At 62.4% G+C, this 18,043-nt stretch carries 19 protein-coding genes; 15 read left to right on the top strand and 4 right to left on the bottom strand.

Going from position 1 to position 18,043, the window contains the following annotated elements; genetic code table 11:
- Positions 1-32: 32 nt before the first annotated feature.
- Positions 33-674, bottom strand: a complete 642-nt coding sequence (locus tag AOC05_RS15275) for a phosphatase PAP2 family protein (RefSeq protein WP_062008036.1) — start codon at positions 672-674, stop codon at positions 33-35.
- 168 nt (positions 675-842) lie between these two features.
- On the opposite strand from AOC05_RS15275, the gene AOC05_RS15270 reads away from it, so the two are divergent.
- Genes AOC05_RS15270 through AOC05_RS15250 form a run of 5 tightly spaced genes read left to right on the top strand, consistent with a single transcriptional unit; the run spans position 843 to position 6,126 of the window.
- Positions 843-1,808, top strand: a complete 966-nt coding sequence (locus tag AOC05_RS15270) for an ABC transporter ATP-binding protein (RefSeq protein ID WP_062008034.1) — start codon at positions 843-845, stop codon at positions 1,806-1,808.
- Positions 1,809-1,810: 2 nt separating this feature from the next.
- Positions 1,811-2,725 (top strand): ABC transporter permease, encoded by a 915-nt coding sequence (locus tag AOC05_RS15265; protein WP_062008032.1) that lies wholly within the window; start codon positions 1,811-1,813, stop codon positions 2,723-2,725.
- A 47-nt stretch (positions 2,726-2,772) separates the two neighbouring features.
- Positions 2,773-4,080: a sensor histidine kinase gene (locus tag AOC05_RS15260; RefSeq protein ID WP_230085385.1), complete on the top strand. Its 1,308-nt coding sequence runs from the start codon at positions 2,773-2,775 to the stop codon at positions 4,078-4,080.
- A gap of 4 nt (positions 4,081-4,084) precedes the next feature.
- Complete coding sequence (locus AOC05_RS15255; RefSeq protein ID WP_230085384.1) at positions 4,085-4,810, top strand: response regulator; 726 nt, start codon at positions 4,085-4,087, stop codon at positions 4,808-4,810.
- Between the two features lie 44 nt (positions 4,811-4,854).
- Entirely contained in the window at positions 4,855-6,126 is a 1,272-nt protein-coding gene (locus AOC05_RS15250; RefSeq protein ID WP_062008030.1) for a M18 family aminopeptidase, read from the top strand.
- Positions 6,127-6,136: 10 nt separating this feature from the next.
- Here the strand turns inward: AOC05_RS15250 and AOC05_RS15245 are convergent, their stop codons facing one another.
- Positions 6,137-6,787 carry a DUF1345 domain-containing protein gene (locus tag AOC05_RS15245; RefSeq protein ID WP_230085383.1) on the bottom strand — a complete coding sequence of 217 codons (651 nt, stop codon included), beginning with the start codon at positions 6,785-6,787 and terminating at the stop codon, positions 6,137-6,139.
- A gap of 454 nt (positions 6,788-7,241) precedes the next feature.
- Between AOC05_RS15245 and AOC05_RS19540 the strand changes: the two genes are divergently transcribed.
- The 6 genes from AOC05_RS19540 (at position 7,242) to dnaB (ending at position 12,590) form a co-directional block, all read left to right on the top strand.
- The gene (locus AOC05_RS19540) at positions 7,242-7,403 is read left to right on the top strand and encodes a hypothetical protein (protein ID WP_154606379.1); all 162 of its coding nucleotides are present in this window, start codon (positions 7,242-7,244) and stop codon (positions 7,401-7,403) included.
- 270 nt (positions 7,404-7,673) lie between these two features.
- A complete protein-coding gene (gene rpsF / locus AOC05_RS15240; protein ID WP_062008028.1) occupies positions 7,674-7,979 on the top strand; it encodes a 30S ribosomal protein S6 in 306 nt (101 codons plus the stop codon).
- Positions 7,980-8,043: 64 nt separating this feature from the next.
- Positions 8,044-8,649, top strand: a complete 606-nt coding sequence (locus tag AOC05_RS15235) for a single-stranded DNA-binding protein (RefSeq protein WP_062008026.1) — start codon at positions 8,044-8,046, stop codon at positions 8,647-8,649.
- 94 nt (positions 8,650-8,743) lie between these two features.
- Positions 8,744-8,983 (top strand): 30S ribosomal protein S18, encoded by a 240-nt coding sequence (gene rpsR / locus AOC05_RS15230; RefSeq protein ID WP_003800144.1) that lies wholly within the window; start codon positions 8,744-8,746, stop codon positions 8,981-8,983.
- 15 nt (positions 8,984-8,998) lie between these two features.
- On the top strand, positions 8,999-9,451 hold the full coding sequence (gene rplI, locus AOC05_RS15225; RefSeq protein WP_062008024.1) for a 50S ribosomal protein L9: 453 nt from the start codon (positions 8,999-9,001) through the stop codon (positions 9,449-9,451).
- A gap of 757 nt (positions 9,452-10,208) precedes the next feature.
- Positions 10,209-12,590 carry a replicative DNA helicase gene (gene dnaB / locus AOC05_RS15220; RefSeq protein ID WP_062008022.1) on the top strand — a complete coding sequence of 794 codons (2,382 nt, stop codon included), beginning with the start codon at positions 10,209-10,211 and terminating at the stop codon, positions 12,588-12,590.
- A gap of 12 nt (positions 12,591-12,602) precedes the next feature.
- Here dnaB and AOC05_RS15215 read toward each other — a convergent pair whose 3' ends face one another.
- Positions 12,603-13,568 carry a DMT family transporter gene (locus AOC05_RS15215; RefSeq protein ID WP_062008020.1) on the bottom strand — a complete coding sequence of 322 codons (966 nt, stop codon included), beginning with the start codon at positions 13,566-13,568 and terminating at the stop codon, positions 12,603-12,605.
- A gap of 72 nt (positions 13,569-13,640) precedes the next feature.
- Here AOC05_RS15215 and AOC05_RS15210 point away from each other — a divergent pair, with 72 nt between their 5' ends.
- The 4 genes from AOC05_RS15210 to AOC05_RS19845 all read left to right on the top strand — a co-directional run bounded on the left by AOC05_RS15210 (position 13,641) and on the right by AOC05_RS19845 (position 16,996).
- Positions 13,641-14,573: a LysR family transcriptional regulator gene (locus tag AOC05_RS15210; RefSeq protein ID WP_062008019.1), complete on the top strand. Its 933-nt coding sequence runs from the start codon at positions 13,641-13,643 to the stop codon at positions 14,571-14,573.
- On the top strand, positions 14,566-15,930 hold the full coding sequence (locus AOC05_RS15205) for an MATE family efflux transporter (RefSeq protein WP_062008017.1): 1,365 nt from the start codon (positions 14,566-14,568) through the stop codon (positions 15,928-15,930). The genes AOC05_RS15210 and AOC05_RS15205 overlap by 8 nt, the downstream gene beginning before the upstream one ends.
- A gap of 9 nt (positions 15,931-15,939) precedes the next feature.
- A complete protein-coding gene (locus AOC05_RS15200) occupies positions 15,940-16,554 on the top strand; it encodes a DUF308 domain-containing protein (protein ID WP_062008015.1) in 615 nt (204 codons plus the stop codon).
- A gap of 70 nt (positions 16,555-16,624) precedes the next feature.
- Positions 16,625-16,996, top strand: coding sequence for a hypothetical protein (locus AOC05_RS19845; protein ID WP_062008013.1), 372 nt, complete (start codon positions 16,625-16,627; stop codon positions 16,994-16,996).
- Between the two features lie 20 nt (positions 16,997-17,016).
- Here the strand turns inward: AOC05_RS19845 and AOC05_RS15190 are convergent, their stop codons facing one another.
- On the bottom strand, positions 17,017-18,027 hold the full coding sequence (locus tag AOC05_RS15190; RefSeq protein ID WP_062008011.1) for an N-acetylglucosamine kinase: 1,011 nt from the start codon (positions 18,025-18,027) through the stop codon (positions 17,017-17,019).
- Positions 18,028-18,043 lie beyond the last annotated feature (16 nt).

Below are 18,043 nucleotides of genomic sequence, written 5' to 3'. Positions count from 1 at the left end.
CCACCACGCCCCTGGGTGTCGGACGCGTCCCGCTAGCGCAAAACTGCATACCGCTGAAGGCATTTATCCTGCACCGCAGCCCACAGCAACAAGGTGACACCCACGCCCAGAATTGCCCCGGCAAAGGTGTCGGAGAGCCAGTGGGCGCCCAGATAGGTTCGGCTGTACATCATGGCGACACTGAGAATGGCACCGCTGATCCACATCCACAGTTTCCCCAGGACGATGGCCGTTGCCACCATAGCGGCCACCGTGGCACTGACATGCCCGGAAGGGTATGAACCGGAGTCAACGCTGACAAGACGGTCCAGGGGGCGGGGCCTGGCCACCAGAAACTTAATCAGATGGGTCAGGCCCAGTGCCCCGAGATTGGCCCCGGCGGTAAAGAACGCCAGGCGCCGGTGCCGGAACAGCAACACCAGGAACAGCAGCACACTGTAGATGACCATCCCGGCGTTGCCTAGGAAGTCCAACAACCGGTTCGCCAAAGTGAGCCCCGGCGTCCGCGAGGCGAGCATGAGCTGGTACCAACTGTTGTCCAGGCCCTGGAAGATGGGGACGTTGTGGGAGAGTCGCACCGTGAGGGCCCCAGCGAGCAGGACAGCCAGCGCCGGAAGTGAAACGGCCCACAGGGTGCGCTGGGAGATCCTGTGTGGCCTGACGAGGGTGTTCATCCGCCTATCTTACGAGTAGGCGCGCACTGCCGCCGGCCAACCCGTCATCCAAAGGGACGACCCCTAAAAGGCCCTGATTCATCCCTGAGATGGAAGAAAACCACGCGAGTTTTGCGTACGGTAGTTAAAAGTAGACGCAGCCGCAGAACCATCACACGAGGATCTCCCATGATTGAGGCAGTAAACCTGGCCAAGCACTACGGTGCCAAGATAGCTGTCGGAGGTGTCACGTTCACCGTCAACCCCGGGCTGGTCACAGGCTTCTTGGGGCCCAACGGTGCTGGCAAGTCGACCACCATGCGCATGATTGTCGGGCTGGACAAGCCCACGGCAGGCACAGTCACTGTGAACGGCAAACGCTACGCTGACCACAAGGATCCCCTCCACCAGGTGGGCGCCCTGCTGGATGCGAAGGCCGTGCATACCTCTCGCAGCGCCTACAACCACCTGCTGGCCATGGCCGCTACACACAACATCCCCACCAAGCGCGTCAACGAGGTCATCGACATGACCGGGCTGGCCGCCGTCGCCAAGAAGAAGGCTGGCGGCTTCTCCCTGGGCATGGGGCAACGCCTGGGTATCGCCTCGGCCCTGCTGGGCGACCCCCAGACCCTGATCCTTGACGAGCCGGTCAACGGACTGGACCCGGAGGGTGTGCTCTGGGTGCGAAACCTGGCCAAACACCTGGCCGGGCAGGGCAAGACAATTTTCCTGTCCTCGCACCTCATGAGCGAGATGGCACAAACCGCGGACCACTTGATTGTGATTGGTCGGGGAAAGATCATCGCCGACGCCCCCATCGCCACCATCTTGGCCGGCGGCCAACAAAAAAAGACCCGAATCCGCACCAGTGAGGTGACGCGCCTGAGCGCGCTGCTCGCCGGCGCCGGGGTCACTGTGGAATGCCCCGAAAATGAAACCCTGGAGGTGACCGGCCTGGATTCGCGCCAGATCGGCGCACTAGCCATGGAGAACCAGGTCCTGGTGTACGAGCTGACGCCGCTGTCCAACTCCTTGGAAGAAGCGTACTTCGACCTCACCAAGGATTCGGTGGAGTACCAATCGCAAGAATTCACCGAAGATTCGCCAGCTGCAGCCGACGCCGCAGCGTCGGCTGCCACGAAGGGACACTGAAGATGAGCACGACGACGATCCCCGCACCTCCCGCTGCCAGCAGCGGAACCGGGTTGTCCTTCACCGGCGTTTTGCGCAGCGAATGGATCAAGTTCCGTTCCCTGCGTTCCACTCAGCTCCTGCTGGCCTTTTCCTTCCTGGCGGTGGTGGGTGTGGGGACCATGGCCGCATGGCTGCGCGGCACCATCATCGATTCGATGATGGAATTCGGTAATTCCGGGCGCGTTGTGCCTGGTGCCGATCCCAGCAGTGCGCCGAAGATGACAATCGATCAGGCCATTGCAGCCGGCAACGCTGAAGGGCTGAACATCTACGGCACCCCCATCGCCGGAATCCAATTGGGGGTGCTGATCCTGGGTGCCTTGGCCGTTTTGCTGATCTCCTCAGAATTTGGCACCGGCATGATCCGTTCCACTTTGACAGCGGTTCCCAAGCGGCTACCCGTGTTCTTTGCCAAGGCCATTGTGTTGGTGGTTGTCTCCTACATGCTGACACTGGTGGCAGCGCTTGTGACGTTTTTGATCTCCATCCCGATCATGAGCAACTACGGGATCACCATGTCATTGCACATGGACGGTGTGCTCTACAGCATCCTCATGGGCGGCGTGTATGTGGCAGGTGTGGCTGTGGCCGGACTTTCCCTGGGCACGTTGATCCGAAGCTCCGCCGGCGGCATCATCGTCTTGGTTGGACTGTTTTTCCTTTTGGAAATCGCCACCCAGCTCCTTGGCCTGGTCCCGGGAGACTTCTGGAAGTACGTGGGCCAGTACACGCCCAGCGTGGCCGGTGGGCGCATGCTCGAGATCGGTGACAAGGCGGCATTCATCAGCCCCTTCGCCGGCGGCATGATCTTCCTTGGCTGGATCGTTGTCCTTGCCGTCCCTGCCATCATCTCCCTCAAGACCCGTGACGTCTAAGAGCGTCTGTGGGCCCGTGCACGACGGCGCCTTCTAGGCTCGCACTGATGCGCACCCATGATCAGGCGGGGGCCGCGGAACGAACGGCCGCGGACCCCGCCGAAATACCCTCCGCCGGGCGGCGGGCCGATGAATTTTCGGCCCGCCGCCGCGGCGTTCTCAGAAACTATTTCTATCACCATCCCCGTCTCATGGACGTGGCGGTGGTGCTGGCCTATCTGGTGGTCGCCTCAGGGACCTTGCTCAGTTCCGATCCCGAGACCAATTTCGCATCGCACACCGTGCTGGTCCTGGCATCCGCCGGTGTGCTCATGTTTCGCCGCGACAGGCCGCTGGCCGTCCTAGCCGTCATCGCTGTCTTTGAAATCATCAACATTGCCCTGGTCCCTACCGCCAGCAACATTGGCACTGGTCTGTGGTTTGCCCTCTACGCGGTGGGCGTTCGGTACGGGACAGTCTTCAGCTTCGTCGTGGGCGCCATCGCCTCGATTCCCTTGCTCGCCTACACCCTGCTCTTTTACCAGTTCCCCGAGGAATTGCTCAGCACCTACGGGCCCACCGCCGGTGAAACCTCCATCATCACGGCCATCGTCATACTGCTATCCAATGTGATCGCCGTCGGGATTGGCGCGTCGGTACGCCGCGGCCGTGAGCATGAGGCGGAACTGCGGCAGTGGGCCATACGCAACGCACAGTTGGCTTCCGTTGCCGAACGGAACAGGATCGCTAGGGAGATGCACGACGTGGTGGCCCACTCGCTCACCGTGATGGTGGCCCTGGCCGACGGCGCCGCCGTCGTGGTCAAGCGCGATCCGCACAAGGCCGTGGAGGTTCTGGGCCGGCTCTCGCAGACTGGGCGGACGGCGCTGGCTGACATGCGGCGGGTGCTGGGGGTGTTGCGTGAGGACAACGGCCAGGACGATTCGCGTGCACCGCAGCCTGACCACACGGACCTGAGCGCGCTGATGGAGGGATTCCGACAGGCGGGGTTGCCGCTGGTGGTCACCCATTCGGGGCCGCTGCTACCCCCGGATCCTACGCTGGCCCTGACCATCTACAGGATTGTGCAGGAATCGCTGACCAATGTGCTGCGCTATGCGACGGCGGTGTCCCGTGTGCAGGTGGTTATCGGCCACGATCCGGACCACGGTGTGGTGACCGTGCGGATCTCCGACGACGGGCACGGCACCATTGATCCGGCACAAGGGACGGAGGCGTCGATGGGCTCGGGGCAGGGGATTATGGGCATGCGGGAGCGTGCTGGAATTTATGCCGGAACTGTCGACGCCGGGCCCGGCACCCACGGTGGGTGGACGGTCAATGTAATGTTGCACCCGGCCGCGGGGCGTGAATGAACCAATGACTGTAAGTCCAATGAATGAGCACCCGGGGGAGAGTATTTTGACCGAGGAAAACATCAAGGTTCTGCTCGTGGATGACCAGCCGTTGCTGCGCATGGGGTTCAGACTGATCCTGGAAGGCGAGGACGACCTCACCGTGGTGGGGGAGTCCGCCAACGGGATCGAGGCCCTGGCCGCCGTCGAACGCCTGAAACCGGATGTGGTCCTCATGGACGTGCGAATGCCGCTGATGGACGGGATTGAAGCCACCGGCAGGATCAGCGCCTCCGCCTCCGAGGCCAGGGTCATCATCCTGACCACCTTCGACCTGGATGAATACGCCCTGGCCGGGCTCCAGGCCGGGGCCAGCGCGTTCATGCTCAAGGACGTGGCACCGGAGGAGCTGGTCAGCGCCGTGCGCGTGGTGGCCAGCGGTGACGCCGTGGTTGCGCCCCGCATCACACAACTGTTGCTGGAGAACTTTGTCCGTTCCCAGCCGCTGCGGCCAGCCGTGCCGCGCGACCCGCTGCTTGAGGACCTGACACCGCGGGAGCTTCAGGTGGCGCAGGCCATCTCGCAGGGGCTTTCCAATGCCGAAATCGCCCACCAACTGTTTCTTTCCGAGGCGACGGTCAAGACACATGTGCGACGGATCCTGACGAAACTGCACCTTCGCGACCGTGTTCAGGTGGTGGTTTACGCCTACGAAACTGGCCTGGTCACGCCCAGCAACCCCGACTACTGACTGCACCGCCAGCGGGAACCCGGCGATGATGGTTGAATCGGGGTATGACTTCTGTTGAGCACATCCTGGATCTCCGTGACTTCATCGACGCTTCCCCGTCGAGTTTCCACGCCGCCCACGAGGCCGGCCGCCGGCTCAGCGCGGCAGGCTTCACCCAGCTGTTGGAAACGCAGGAATGGCCGGCGCACGGCAAGCACTTTGTGATCCGCGACGGGGCCATCATCGCGTGGATCACGCCGGAATCGGCAAGCGCCACCACGGGGTTCAACATTTTAGGCGCCCATACGGACTCCCCCTCCTTCAAGCTCAAGCCCAAGCCCACCACCGGCAGGTTCGGCTGGTTGCAGGCCGGCGTTGAAGTGTACGGCGGGCCGCTGCTGAACTCCTGGCTAGACCGGGAGCTGCAATTCGCCGGCCGCCTGGTGGACCTCGATGGCACACAATCGCTGGTGGCCACCGGGCCGCTGCTGCGTTTCCCCCAGCTGGCCATCCACCTTGACAGGGCCGCCAACGATGGCCTGAAACTGGGCAAGCAGGCGCAGATGAACCCGGTCTGGGGCCAGGGCCATCCAGGGAAGGAAGACCTGCTGGGGCTTTTGGCCGATCGGGCAGGGGTGGACGCAACCACCATTGGCGGCTACGACATAGTGGTGGCCGACACCCAGTCGGGCCAGGTGTTTGGTGCCGGCAATGAGTTTTTTGCGGCCGGCCGGATGGACAACCTGACCTCCGTGCACGCCGGACTCGTGGCCCTGCTCGAGAAAGCCGACACCGGTAGCCCGGTCATTCCGGTCCTGGCAGCCTTTGACCATGAGGAGATCGGTTCGGGGTCGCGCTCCGGGGCGTGCGGGCCAATCCTTGAAGACATCTTGACCCGGGTATCCGACGGCTTGGGCGCCACAGTGAGTGAACGGCGTCGTGCCTTCGCCAACTCCTTCTGCGTGTCAGCGGACGCCGGCCACGCCGTGCACCCGAACTATTCCGACCGCCACGACCCGGCGAACCTGCCCGTGCTCAACGGGGGCCCGCTGCTGAAGATCAACGCGAACCAGCGCTATGCCACGGACGGGACGGGGGCTGCTATCTGGGCTAATCTGTGCCATGAGACGGGTGCGCCGTACCAGGAGTTTGTCTCCAACAACGATGTTCCCTGCGGCTCCACGATAGGCCCGCTGACGGCCACACGGCTGGGCATCCGGACCGTCGATGTAGGGACACCGCTGCTGTCGATGCATTCGGCGCGGGAGCTGTGCGGCGTGGATGACCCCTTCCACCTGGCACGCATTGTGCAGACGTTCTTCGGCACCGCCGTGTGAGCCCTTGGTGCTAGGCGACCAGACTCACCACCACGTTGATGGTGGTGGCCAGGATGCCCGTGCCGAACACGAACGCGAGCAGGCTGTGGCGCAGGGCGGCCGAGCGCATCTCCCGCGTGGTGATGTTGGTGTCGGAGACCTGGTAGGTCATGCCGATACTGAAGGCCATGTAGGCAATGTCCGTGTACTGGGGGAGTTCGTCCTGGTTGAAGTCGATGCCGCCTGCCTCGTCGGTGTAGTAGATCTCGGCGTAGCGCAGGGTGAAAAGGGTGTGGACAAGCAGCCACGACATGGCCGTACATGTCAGGGCCAGAAGGGCGAGCAGGAACTTTCCCACGCCGTTCACGTGTTGGCTGCCGATCATGACAACCACCACGGCGGCAAGTGAGCCCAACGCCGCCAACAGGATCAGCAGGTCCGAGGTGCTCCGGCCAGGGTCCTCTTCCTTAGCGTGGCGGGACGTGCGGATATTGTCCATGGGCGCGATGGTCCGCCAGACAGACAGGTTGTAGATGAGTGCCGCAACGCTCCACCCCACCGCCGGGGCATAGAACCAGGCACCAAGAACTCCGGCAAACACCACTCCCAGAACGCCTCCCACGATCATCGAGACCATGCGGAGCCGGCGGTGCCGGGCTCGTCGGGAGCGTGTGCTTTCCATGGATGTGATCATCCCACGGTTGCATCCTTGGTGGTTGCGACGCGCCCGGTGCTGTCATTCTCTGCGGGGGCGGCACCGGGCAATCCCTAAAATCCGTACAGGCGGTACACAGCCCACTCTTATGGGGCACTAGGGAAGTGGCCCGTAGAACAAAGACACCTCACCCTGACCATGACCGCGGGATTGAATTTGACCCTGGCACGCTGTTGACCCGCCGCCAGCCCCACCACCACGGCCAGTCCGTCGACGGCGGCGGCCACGCCCAGTGCTACGGCGAGAACCTCGGTAGCGACCACAGGACTCACCCGGGCCAGTGCCGAATGCGCGGCCAATGGCACCGACACACAGGAGGAAACGGCCGGACTCTACCCCGCCGAAGGCTCCAACGGCCCTGATGTGTTGGCGGCCTCCGGCGTGGTCCGACAAAACATCGCCTCATAACAGCAAAGGCTGCATGCCGCTGGCCGGGGCCGCCGTATACCTGTGGCATGCCACGAAAGACGGCGAGCATTCCCTCTACGACAGGGGCCTGGAGAACGAGAACTTCCTGCACACCTCCCAAATTGCCATGACGGAGGCCTCCTGCAACGAGGCGGCGCTGAACGTCATCATCTAGCGTTGCGGCATACCCGCGGGTTCCCCGCACACCTGCCGTTGGCCAGCAACAGGTGTGCGGGGAACCCGCGGGTATGAGGGAAAGCGACGCGTGTGGTGAGAGTTCCGCACAGGGTGAGCGCCCGGCGTCGTACGTCCTGTAAGATAGATAAGTCTGTGCTGGCACCGCGACCACTCCCTGAGTGTGTTGCGCCAGTCCATGGACACCGCAAATGAACCTCCTGTTACGGAAAGACCGTAACCGCCTAGCCCAGAGGAGGTGGGTTCACATATGCGTCCTTACGAATTGATGGTAATCATCGACCCCGATGTCGATGAGCGTACCGTAGAGTCGTCGCTTCAGAAGTTCCTTAATGTCATCACCAACGATGGTGGAACCATCGAAAAGGTTGACATCTGGGGCCGTCGCCGTCTGGCGTACGAGATCCAGAAGAAGGCTGAAGGTATCTACGCCGTAGTGAACTTCACTGCTGCTCCTGCTACCGCTCAGGAACTTGACCGCCAGTTGAGCCTCAATGAGACTATCTTGCGCACCAAGATCACCCGTCCGGAAGAGCAGAAAGTAGTAGCCGAGTAATTTCGGTCCACTTCTTTTTACTTTTTCTCCCGTAGGAAAACACCCAAGCAGGAAGCAGGAGCAGATGGCAGGCGAAACCACTATCACGGTCATTGGTAATCTCACCAGTGACCCGGAACTTCGGTTTACCCCGAGCGGTTCAGCAGTAGCGAACTTCACCATTGCGTCGACTCCGCGGACCTTAGACCGTCAGTCAAACGAGTGGAAGGACGGCGAAACGCTGTTCCTCCGCGCGTCGATCTGGCGTGAAGCGGCCGAGAACGTTGCCGAGTCCCTGACAAAGGGTACCCGCGTGATCGTTTCGGGCCGGCTGAAGTCGCGGACCTACGACACCAAAGAAGGCGAAAAGCGCACCGTCATGGAGCTTGAGGTCGACGAGATCGGCCCCTCGCTGCGCTACGCCAATGCCAAAGTCAACCGCACCCAGCGCTCCGGCGGTCAGGGTGGCGGTAACTTCGGTGGCGGCAACGGCGGCCAGGGCGGTAACTTCGGTGGCGGCAACGCTGGCGGAGGCCAAGGCGGCTTTGGCTCCAGTTCCGGCGGAGGAAACTTCGGCGGCAATGGTGGCCAGCAGCAGCAAGCTGCCCCGGCATCCGATCCCTGGGCCACGCCCGGTGGCGGATCATCCGGTTGGGGTGCGGGCCCGGATAACTCCGAGCCTCCCTTCTAAAAGCTCTCTACAAAAAACTGTGCGGCAACCGCCGCACGCACACCATCCCGCGGATTAATATCCACGGGCTCCACGAATACTAAGGAGCTCCACGATGGCTAAGGCTGAACTCCGTAAGCCCAAACCAAAGTCCAATCCCTTGAAGGCCGCTGACATCACCGTCATCGACTACAAGGACGTAGCATTGCTGCGCAAATTCATCTCTGACCGTGGAAAAATCCGTGCACGTCGTGTCACGGGTGTCACGGTTCAGGAGCAGCGCAAAATCGCCCAGGCAATCAAGAATGCCCGCGAAGTTGCATTGCTGCCCTACTCCGGCGCTGGCCGCGGTTAAGGGAGATAAATAAACATGGCAAAGCTCATTTTGACCCACGAAGTTACCGGTCTCGGTACCTCAGGTGACATCGTCGAGGTGAAGAACGGTTACGCACGTAACTATCTTCTGCCGCGCGGTTTCGCCCTCACCTGGTCCAAGGGTGGCGAGAAGCAGGTTGAGTTGATCAAGGCTGCCCGCGCCGCCCACGAGCACGCTTCCATCGAAGCTGCTCAGGCCCAGGCTGCTGCTCTCTCCGCCAAGCCGGTCAAGCTGACCGTCAAGGCCGGCGAGACCGGACGCCTCTTCGGCACCGTCAAGACTGACGATGTTGCAAAGGCTGTTGCTGCTGCCGGTCTCGGCAACATCGACAAGCGCAAGATTGAACTGCCCACCCACATCAAGTCGGTTGGCACGTTCAAGGCAAACGTGCGTCTGTACGAAGACGTCACCGCTGTTGTCACCTTGAACGTGGTTGCAGGCAAGTAGCCTGTAAACCGCTTCACGAGAAGCCCGGTTCCCGTTTACGGGGGCCGGGCCTCTCGGCTTTAACTAGCTTTTGCCAGATTGCGGGGACTGCTTGCGTGGACTGCGCATCCGTGGTGGTCAGGTGCTTGTGGCCCACACGGATCAGCTCGCGCTGCACAAATCGCTGGCGTTAAGCGTCGCCTAAAAATCGTGGACATCTACGTTGCTCGGCGATGTTTTGTGGGCATGCACTGCTGTCCCCATGTCAAGACGCCATTCTGGTGCGCACCAGAATGGCGGTTGGTTGCCGGCGCCGAACATGCCGGTGGATGCATATGCGCAGTTCAGCGGCCTGCACGGGAGGCGCATCATTCACAGGCGGGCATAAGTCTGTGGATATCGACACGCCTATAGCCGATTATGGGGGATGTCAATGGGCGGGTGGAGGGCCGCGACGCGCTCTGAATTAGTTTTTCTCCACAGGGCGTTGACAGTGTTTGTGCAGGTCAGGGGCCTGATAGTGACGAATATCAAGGCTTATCCACATACTTGTCCCCATCCTGTGCACAAGCCATGGCGCTTTATGCACAAGTTATCCACAGGAGGTGTGGATGGCGGGGTTGGCAGTTGTCCACAGAACGTCTAACGTTGCAAAAGATCCCCTTTGCGAACGGCAATACTGTCAGTGGCGCCTGCCAGAAAGGGAAGGAGCACTCTGACGGAATCGACACGGTTTCGTAGAGTGCCAGAGCCGCAGTGCGAAAGAAGGCACCACAACATGAGTGCTCCAGCAATGGACAAGTCTGGATCCTCCAGGGAGCCGGACTTTGCCCGGACACCCCCGCAGGACCTTGTAGCCGAGCAAAGCGTCTTGGGCGGCATGATGCTCTCCAAAGACGCCATTGCCGACGTGGTGGAAGTCTTGCGCGGAAACGACTTCTACCGTCCGTCCCATGAAAGCGTCTACGAGGCCATCTTGGACCTATACGGCCGTGGCGAACCAGCCGACGCCGTCACGGTGGCCGATGAACTGACCAAGCGCGGTGAAATCGCCAAGGTTGGCGGGGCGGCCTACCTTCACCAACTCATACAGTCAGTTCCCACGGCGGCCAACGCCGGGTTCTACGCCGAGATCGTGGCCGAACGTGCCGTATTGCGCCGACTGGTCACGGCCGGCACCAAGATCGTCCAGATGGGGTACGCCCAGGACGGTGAGGTTGAGGACGTCGTCAACGCCGCCCAGGCTGAGATTTTTGCTGTCGCCGAGCGCCGGACCACCGAGGACTATGTCATCCTCAAGGACGTCATGGAGTCCACCGTGGATGAAATCGAGGCATCCGGCCACAAGGGCGAAGGCATGACGGGGGTGCCCACAGGATTCTACGAATTTGATGAGCTGACCAACGGTTTGCACCCCGGCCAGATGATTGTCATCGCCGCCAGGCCGGCCGTTGGCAAGGCGCTCGCCCTTGACACGGCGCTCCCTACCCCTACTGGTTGGACGACCATGGGGGAGGTAAACGTTGGCGACGCCGTCCTGGCCGCCGACGGCACACCCACCACAGTGGTTGCCGCCACCGAGGTCATGCTCGAGAGGCCCTGTTTTGAGGTGACTTTTGATGACGGCAGCATTCTGATTGCCGACGCCGAGCACCAGTGGCTCACTGACACCCGGTCATCTCAGAAGTCGGCGCAAGCTGGTGACCACCCACAAATCATGGCGGAGGTGCGAACCACCGCCCAAATCGCCGATACCCTGCGGTGCAACACACAGGACGACCGGCTAAACCATTCCGTCCGGAATGCGGCCGCGTTGGATCTCCCTGTGGCCGACCTGCCCATTGGGCCCTACATGCTCGGGGCCTGGCTCAGTGACGGCGCGTCCGCTTCGGCACGGGTGAGGAATGCCGATGACGAAGTCTTCATGCGCATCTCCGCTGAGGGTTACCAACTGAACGATACGGATCATGGCTCGCTCCAAGCAGTTCTGCGCTCCAACTCACTCCTGGGCAACAAGCACATTCCTGATGCTTACCTCCGGGCAAGTGTTGCCCAGAGGCGGGACGTTCTGGCTGGCCTGCTGGACACCAAAGGCACGGTCACCTCAAGCGGCTGTGTCCAGTTTGCTGTCACGAGCCTGGCATTGGCCCAGGGCGCACGGGAACTCATCCATAGCCTCGGTTACCGGACCGGATGGTCTCAAAAGCGGGTTAACGGGCACACTGAGCAGTCCTCGACCTGTTACACGATCACATTCGCTACCAACGATGTTGTCTTTGGGCTGACCCGTAAGCAACTGTTGCACAAGGAACCGGACGCTCGGGCCACGCCCAAGCGTAACCAGCGCTTCATCAAATCGGTACGCGCTGTTGACTCTGTGCCGGTGAGGTGCATCCAAATCGCCCACAGCAGCCATCTGTATCTGGCTGGACGCTCTTTCATTCCTACGCATAATTCAACGTTCGCACTTGACTGGGCCAGATCCGCCGCCATCACACACAATATGGCAACCGTTGTCTTTTCCCTGGAAATGGGCCGGAACGAGCTGGCCATGCGCCTGCTCTCCGCCGAGGCCACTATCAGCTTGCAGGACCTCCGCAAGGGAACTGTCAAGGACGACCAATGGTCAAAAATCGCCACCACCATGGGCAAGATGAATGACGCCCCGCTGTTCATTGATGATTCCCCCAACATGTCCTTGATGGAGATCCGTGCCAAGTGCCGGCGCCTGAAGCAGCAGCACAACCTCAAACTTGTCATCCTTGACTACTTGCAGCTGATGTCCTCCGGCAAGAAGGTGGAGTCGCGACAGCAGGAAGTTTCCGAATTCTCCCGTGCCCTGAAACTCTTGGCCAAGGAGTTGCAGGTTCCTGTGGTGGCCTTGTCACAGCTGAACCGTGGATCCGAGCAGCGCACAGACAAGAAGCCGATGGTCTCCGACCTGCGTGAATCCGGATCGATCGAGCAGGACGCCGACATGGTCATCTTGCTCCACCGCGAGGACATGTACGACAAGGAGTCGGCCCGTGCCGGTGAGGCTGACGTGATTGTGGCCAAGCACCGTAACGGTCCCACCAAGACCATTACGGTCGGATTCCAGGGCCACTATTCACGTTTCGCCAACATGGCCAACGACGGCGGAGGCGGCGACAGCTACTAGGGCGCGGCAAATCTAGGGCGCGTGCACGGGCTCGACGCCGGGCTCGTGCACGGGCGCGGGGCCAGGTTGCGGGACGGGGTCAGGTGCCAACCGTGCCCGGAACCTCGCCTCGATCCGCTGCCCGGCGTAGCAGCCCGCCACAATCAGCAGGGCGCCCAGGGCGCCAAGCCAACCAAGCACCTCGCCGGCAAAGAACACCCCGACCATAACGGCCCACACAGGTTCGGTCCCCATGAGCAGGCTGGCGCGGGAGGCCGAGGTGCGCCGTACGGCCCACAGCTGAACCAGGAACGCGAACACGCTGGCAGCCAGCCCCAGGTAGAGTACGCCCAGCCAGCCGGACGGGCCAAACGCGCCCGCGGCACGGACCATCCCCAGCGGGTCGGCCGCGATTCCCCATACGGCGCACAACGCGGACTGGATGAGCGTCACGGTGATGGAACTGAAGGGTTTGTTTCGCGTCAACGATCCCAGCAGGGTCACGTGGCCGGAGCGGACGCCCGCGGCGGCGAGCATAAGCAGGTCCCCGGCGTTGGGTGCCCGGAATCCGTCGCCGGAAACCAGTAGTGCCACACCCACAACACACACCGCGGCGGCCACAAAGAAGCTGCGCGGCAGCCAGCGCCGGGCCGCTACGGCGTCCAGCAATGGCGTGAAGATGACGGTCAAGGCGATGAGCAGCCCGGCATTGCTGGCACTTGTCAATGCCACACCAAAGGTCTCCAAGAACAACACGGCGGCCTGCGTAAGCCCCAGCACCACACCGACCATCAGTTCAGCCCGCCCCGGGAACCGGCGAACCCGCCAGGCCCACAGCACCGATAGCGCCAACGATGCCACCAGGAACCGCCATCCCAGCACGGCCGGCACCGACGCGGTGGTGGTGAGCTCTTTCGCCACCAAATAGCTGCCGCCCCACACCACGGCAACGGCAAGCAGGGCGATGTCAACGCCGAAGCGGGTTCGCAAATTAGTCACAGTTCAATGATGATGGCCGGATCCCGTTATTACTAGCTGTTATTTATGTACGTGATGCATTAGTTTGAACTTATGGAAATCGGTCAGTTGAGGGCACTGCGCGAGGTGCAGGCGAGGGGAAGCATTGCCGCGGCCGCGCTGGCACTGCACGTCACGGCGTCGTCCGTGTCCCAACAGCTCTCGGCACTCCAACGCAAGGCTGGCACGCCCCTGACCTACAAATTGGGCCGCCGCACAGCGCTGACCCCGGCAGGGCTGGCGCTGTGCCGGGCCACCGTAGAGGTTGAAGTGGCGCTGGCACGGGCGGACGCCGCCGTGGACTCCTTCAAGGACAGCGTGGGCGAACCCGTCAGAGTGGCCGCCTTCCACAGTGCAGGGCTAGCGTTCTTTGGCCCGTTGGAGGCACGGCTGGCGGACGACGCCGGCACCTCCTTACGCCTGTATGACCAGGATGTGGCCCAGGACGAGTTTGTTGCACTGACGGCCGACTACGACGTGGTCATCGGCCACCGTTTGCCCAATAGCCCTGCCTGGCCCGACACCGTGGCCGTCACCACTTTGGCCTTTGAGCCTCTCGACATTGCCGTAGGCGCCGGGCATAGGCTGGCCGGACGGGCTTCGTTGGGCCCGGTAGATCTGCGCGGCGAACGGTGGGTTTCCGTGCGGGAGGGCTTCCCGCTGGAGGGCGCCATTGAAATGATCGGCACACTGGCAGGGGAGGAGGTGGACGTAGCCCACCGCATCAACGAGTTCTTCGTGGCGGCCTCGGTGGTGGAGAGCGGACGCTGTATTTCCTTGATGCCACGGTACACGGTCAGCGCAGAGCACTTCCCGCGACTGGTGTGCATCCCGCTGCGGGAGCCGGCATTGGGCCGCTACATCGACGTCCTGACCCGCCCCGAGGCGCTGGAGCGGGCAGCTGTCCAGCAAGTGCTGGTGGGCCTGGGAGCGGTCATGGCCGCGCTGGTGACCAACAGTGGGCCGATACTGTGGAGCCATGCCTGAAACCTCGCCGCGACGCTCAACGTCCCGGCAGATCCTCCACCTTGCCGTGCCGGCATTTGGTGCGCTCATCGCCGAGCCGTTGTTTCTGCTGGCGGATTCGGCCATTGTGGGCCATCTTGGCGTAGTGCAGCTGGCCGGCGTGGGCCTTGCCGCGACGGTGCTGCAGACAGTGGTGGGGCTCATGGTGTTCCTGGCGTATTCCACCACCCCGGCCGTGGCACGGCTGCTGGGAGCTGGACGCCGTGCCGAAGCGCTGGCCGTGGGCCGGGACGGGCTGTGGCTGGCCCTGGGCCTTGGTCTGGTGCTGCTTGCGGCCGGGTGGCTCAGCGCCGGCCCGCTGCTCTCGGCCATGGGCGCCGGCGGTGACGTGCTTGGCTTCGCCCACGAATATCTGATGGTCAGCCTTGCCGGGATCCCCGCCATGCTGTTGGTGCTTGCGGCCATGGGCGTGTTGCGCGGTTTGCAGGACACGCGCACACCGCTGGCTGTTGCAGGCGCCGGTTTTACCGTTAACATCGTGCTGAATTTCGCGCTGGTGTACGGGCTGGGGATGTCGGTGGCCGGGGCCGCACTTGGCACCGTCCTGGCCCAGTGGGGCATGGCCGCGGTCTACCTGGTGATCGTGGTCCGGGCCTCCCGTGCCGAAGGAGTGGGCCTGCGCCCTGACTGGGCTGGCATCCGCACAGTCTCCCGCGTGGGCAGTTGGCTGATGATCCGCACCCTTTCCCTGCGGGTTGCCATCCTGGCCACCGTGCTGGTGGTCACGGCCCAGGGCCCCGTCAACCTGGCCGCACACCAACTCGCCATGACGCTTTTCACCTTCCTCGCCTTCGCTCTCGATGCCTTGGCCATCGCGGCCCAAGCACTTATTGGCAAGGAACTAGGCGCAGGAAATGTTGCAAGTGTGAGGCTTTTGACCCGGACCATGACTAGCTGGGGCCTGGGCTTCGGTGTGCTGACCGGCCTGGGCCTGTGGGCGGTGGCCGGTGGAGTGGGCTGGATTTTCACCAACGACGTGGGTGTGCACCAAGCGCTCGGCGCGGCGCTGCTGGTCATGGCGATAGGTCAGCCGCTGGCTGGCTATGTGTTTGTGCTCGACGGCGTCCTCATCGGCGCCGGCGACGTCCGGTACCTGGCGCTGGCCGGGCTCGCAAACCTGGCGGTGTACCTCCCGCTGCTGTTCTGGATCGATGATTCCTCCGTGGGGGACAGCCCGGCGGCACTCGCGTGGTTATGGGCTGCCTTTAGCCTGGGCTACATGGCGGCACGCGCACTGACACTGGGATTGCGTGCCCGCACCGGACGCTGGATGCGCGTAGGCATCCCCGGGGTCCGCGACGGTGCGGGGCCCGGCTAGACTTGAAGGGTGAGTCAAACAGCCGCACCCCAAGACGCCAACGCCAACGCCACCAGCACAAGAACCGTCACAGCCCCCTTGTGGCAGCCGGTGCTCTTCCGCTCGATGATCACGCTGCTCTTTGGCATCATCACCGTGTTTTGGGGCACCCCGAGCACCTTGGGGCTGTGCCTGAACTTCGCCTGGTACCTCCTGGTCCTGGCGGCATCGCACTACTGGTTTGTGCGGCGGCTGGCATTGCCTCGCGACGACGTGAAAAGGCTGGTACTACTCGGTGCCGCGGGTGTCCTGGCCGTAAGCGGGGTGGTTGTCTTCATTGCCGTAAGCACCGTCGTGGCGGCCTGGCTGGGCGGCGTGGCGCTGGCGCTCATGGGCGCCGCGGAAATCTTTGCGGCACTGCACCACCGCAACAAGGATTCTTCCGTCAAGTCCTCCCTGCGCAGCGACTGGCTGATCTCCGGTGTTCTGGGTATCGGCACCGGTTTGCTGCTTCCGTTCTTCATCGCCGCAGGACCGCATGCGCTCCTGGGCGTCAGTGGTGGCGGGGCGTTGATGAGCGGGGCGTTGTGGCTGTTGTCAGCCCTCACAGTGCGCCATGATTCCCGGACGACAAAAGAAAAGTAAACTGGGTTGAAGAATTCTACTGACCGTAGAATTTCGTGGCGCCAGTGACAATCAAGCAAAGGACCAAACAGTGGGCAATGAAGAGTCCAAGAACCCGAACTCGGGCAACTCCATCAAGTTCCCCCTGAGCTTTTCCTTCGCACTGGGGGCAGTGGCGGGCCTTGTCACGCTGGTGGTTTCGGCCGGCGGCACCATGCACGGGCTGCGCTGGGACCTAGGTGGCATCGCCTTTGGCATCGCCTTCATTGCCACACTGCTCATCGCCTCCTTGCTCGTCATGGGACATAAGGAAAACCCCGCTTACCTCAGCGAAGGGTCAGGGGTGAACCGTAAGTCCTCGGACCGTTTGGCGGACGCCAAAAAGGACGCTGCCGAGGCCCATAAGGCGGACAATCAGGGACATGACAATCAGAGCGACGACGGTGATCCCACCGCGGGCTGAGAATCTCCACCTAGCCTGAATCAGTTGTTGCGCAGTGTTGCCAGGCTCGTTGTTATGCGCTCAAACACGGCCGCGTCCACTGTTTCACCATTGCGTTTGAGAGCAAGAACTGCCGCACCCACCACACCGTCGGCAACTAAAGTCGGCTCCGATTCTAACGGGTTGCTGATGGGCCCAGTGGATATCCCCGCCCGCCCCAGCCGCTCACGCACGGCCGCCCCCACGGCGCCTCCCTTGGTGAGGACGCTGCCACCAAAGATGAGCGGACCTGACACGGACGCCTCCACCACCGCAGCCAGGGTCTGCGCCAGGGCGGCTGCGCAGCGGGCGATGATCTCCCGTGCAACGGCGTCTTGCGGCACAGCAAAGACCAATGGCGCAAAGCGCGAAAGTTCAATAGGGCGCAGCTCATAGGTCTTGACTATCAGCTGTTGCTGCGCGCTGATGCGCCCTTGGGTTCGGGAGGTCACATCCTGGCTGATCCCCAGGTCCGTCAGTACCAGTTCGGTCAGGGAAGTGGGCACTCCCCGGCCATCCAGGGCCGCCGCAACGGCACGGATGACTTCATGGCCAAGCCAAAAACCAGAGCCGTTGTCGCCAAGGAGCCAGCCGGTCCCATCGGCCACGGCACTGAGCTGGCCACCGACGACGCGAGCCGCCACAGCTCCCGTACCGGCTATCAACACATAACCATCATCTTGATAGTTTCCGGAATAAAAAGCTGCCAATAAATCAGATTCAATCATCACCTTTCCTGTGAGACCCAGCACCCGGAACCGCTGCTGAAACAAATCTGCCGGTAAATCAAGGGAAGCGCCCGCCATGCCGACGGTCACCGTGGTGAACGGTTGCAAGGTAGAACCAAGGGCAATCTTCGACGCGTTCAAAAGCGCCTCCATGGCACCCTCAAAACCCCTGGAAACGGGGTTCCCGCCGCCCGCGGTGCCGTATCCCAGACACCGCCCGGACGAGGTCAAAAGCACTGCTCGCGTGGAAGTTCCGCCAGCGTCAATCGCAAGGTAATTTCGCATCGTTATCATTCTGTGT

The sequence above is a fragment of the Arthrobacter alpinus genome, from assembly GCF_001294625.1.
Lineage (GTDB): Bacteria > Actinomycetota > Actinomycetes > Actinomycetales > Micrococcaceae > Specibacter > Specibacter alpinus_A.
Note: the sequence above shows the minus strand (reverse complement) of the source record. Positions and strands in the feature narration are given on the sequence as shown.

Bases quoted from the DNA above. Each gene is read 5' to 3' on its own strand.
- rplI (WP_062008024.1), top strand. From the start codon at position 8,999: ATGGCAAAGCTCATTTTGACCCACGAAGTTACCGGTCTCGGTACCTCA.
- AOC05_RS15260 (WP_230085385.1), top strand. From the start codon at position 2,773: ATGCGCACCCATGATCAGGCGGGGGCCGCGGAACGAACGGCCGCGGAC.
- AOC05_RS15275 (WP_062008036.1), bottom strand. From the start codon at position 674: ATGAACACCCTCGTCAGGCCACACAGGATCTCCCAGCGCACCCTGTGG.
- rpsR (WP_003800144.1), top strand. From the start codon at position 8,744: ATGGCTAAGGCTGAACTCCGTAAGCCCAAACCAAAGTCCAATCCCTTG.
- AOC05_RS15190 (WP_062008011.1), bottom strand. From the start codon at position 18,027: ATGCGAAATTACCTTGCGATTGACGCTGGCGGAACTTCCACGCGAGCA.
- rpsF (WP_062008028.1), top strand. From the start codon at position 7,674: ATGCGTCCTTACGAATTGATGGTAATCATCGACCCCGATGTCGATGAG.
- AOC05_RS19540 (WP_154606379.1), top strand. From the start codon at position 7,242: ATGCCGCTGGCCGGGGCCGCCGTATACCTGTGGCATGCCACGAAAGAC.
- AOC05_RS15270 (WP_062008034.1), top strand. From the start codon at position 843: ATGATTGAGGCAGTAAACCTGGCCAAGCACTACGGTGCCAAGATAGCT.
- AOC05_RS15250 (WP_062008030.1), top strand. From the start codon at position 4,855: ATGACTTCTGTTGAGCACATCCTGGATCTCCGTGACTTCATCGACGCT.
- AOC05_RS15205 (WP_062008017.1), top strand. From the start codon at position 14,566: ATGCCTGAAACCTCGCCGCGACGCTCAACGTCCCGGCAGATCCTCCAC.
- AOC05_RS15235 (WP_062008026.1), top strand. From the start codon at position 8,044: ATGGCAGGCGAAACCACTATCACGGTCATTGGTAATCTCACCAGTGAC.
- AOC05_RS15255 (WP_230085384.1), top strand. From the start codon at position 4,085: ATGACTGTAAGTCCAATGAATGAGCACCCGGGGGAGAGTATTTTGACC.
- AOC05_RS15265 (WP_062008032.1), top strand. From the start codon at position 1,811: ATGAGCACGACGACGATCCCCGCACCTCCCGCTGCCAGCAGCGGAACC.
- dnaB (WP_062008022.1), top strand. From the start codon at position 10,209: ATGAGTGCTCCAGCAATGGACAAGTCTGGATCCTCCAGGGAGCCGGAC.
- AOC05_RS15210 (WP_062008019.1), top strand. From the start codon at position 13,641: ATGGAAATCGGTCAGTTGAGGGCACTGCGCGAGGTGCAGGCGAGGGGA.
- AOC05_RS15245 (WP_230085383.1), bottom strand. From the start codon at position 6,787: ATGGAAAGCACACGCTCCCGACGAGCCCGGCACCGCCGGCTCCGCATG.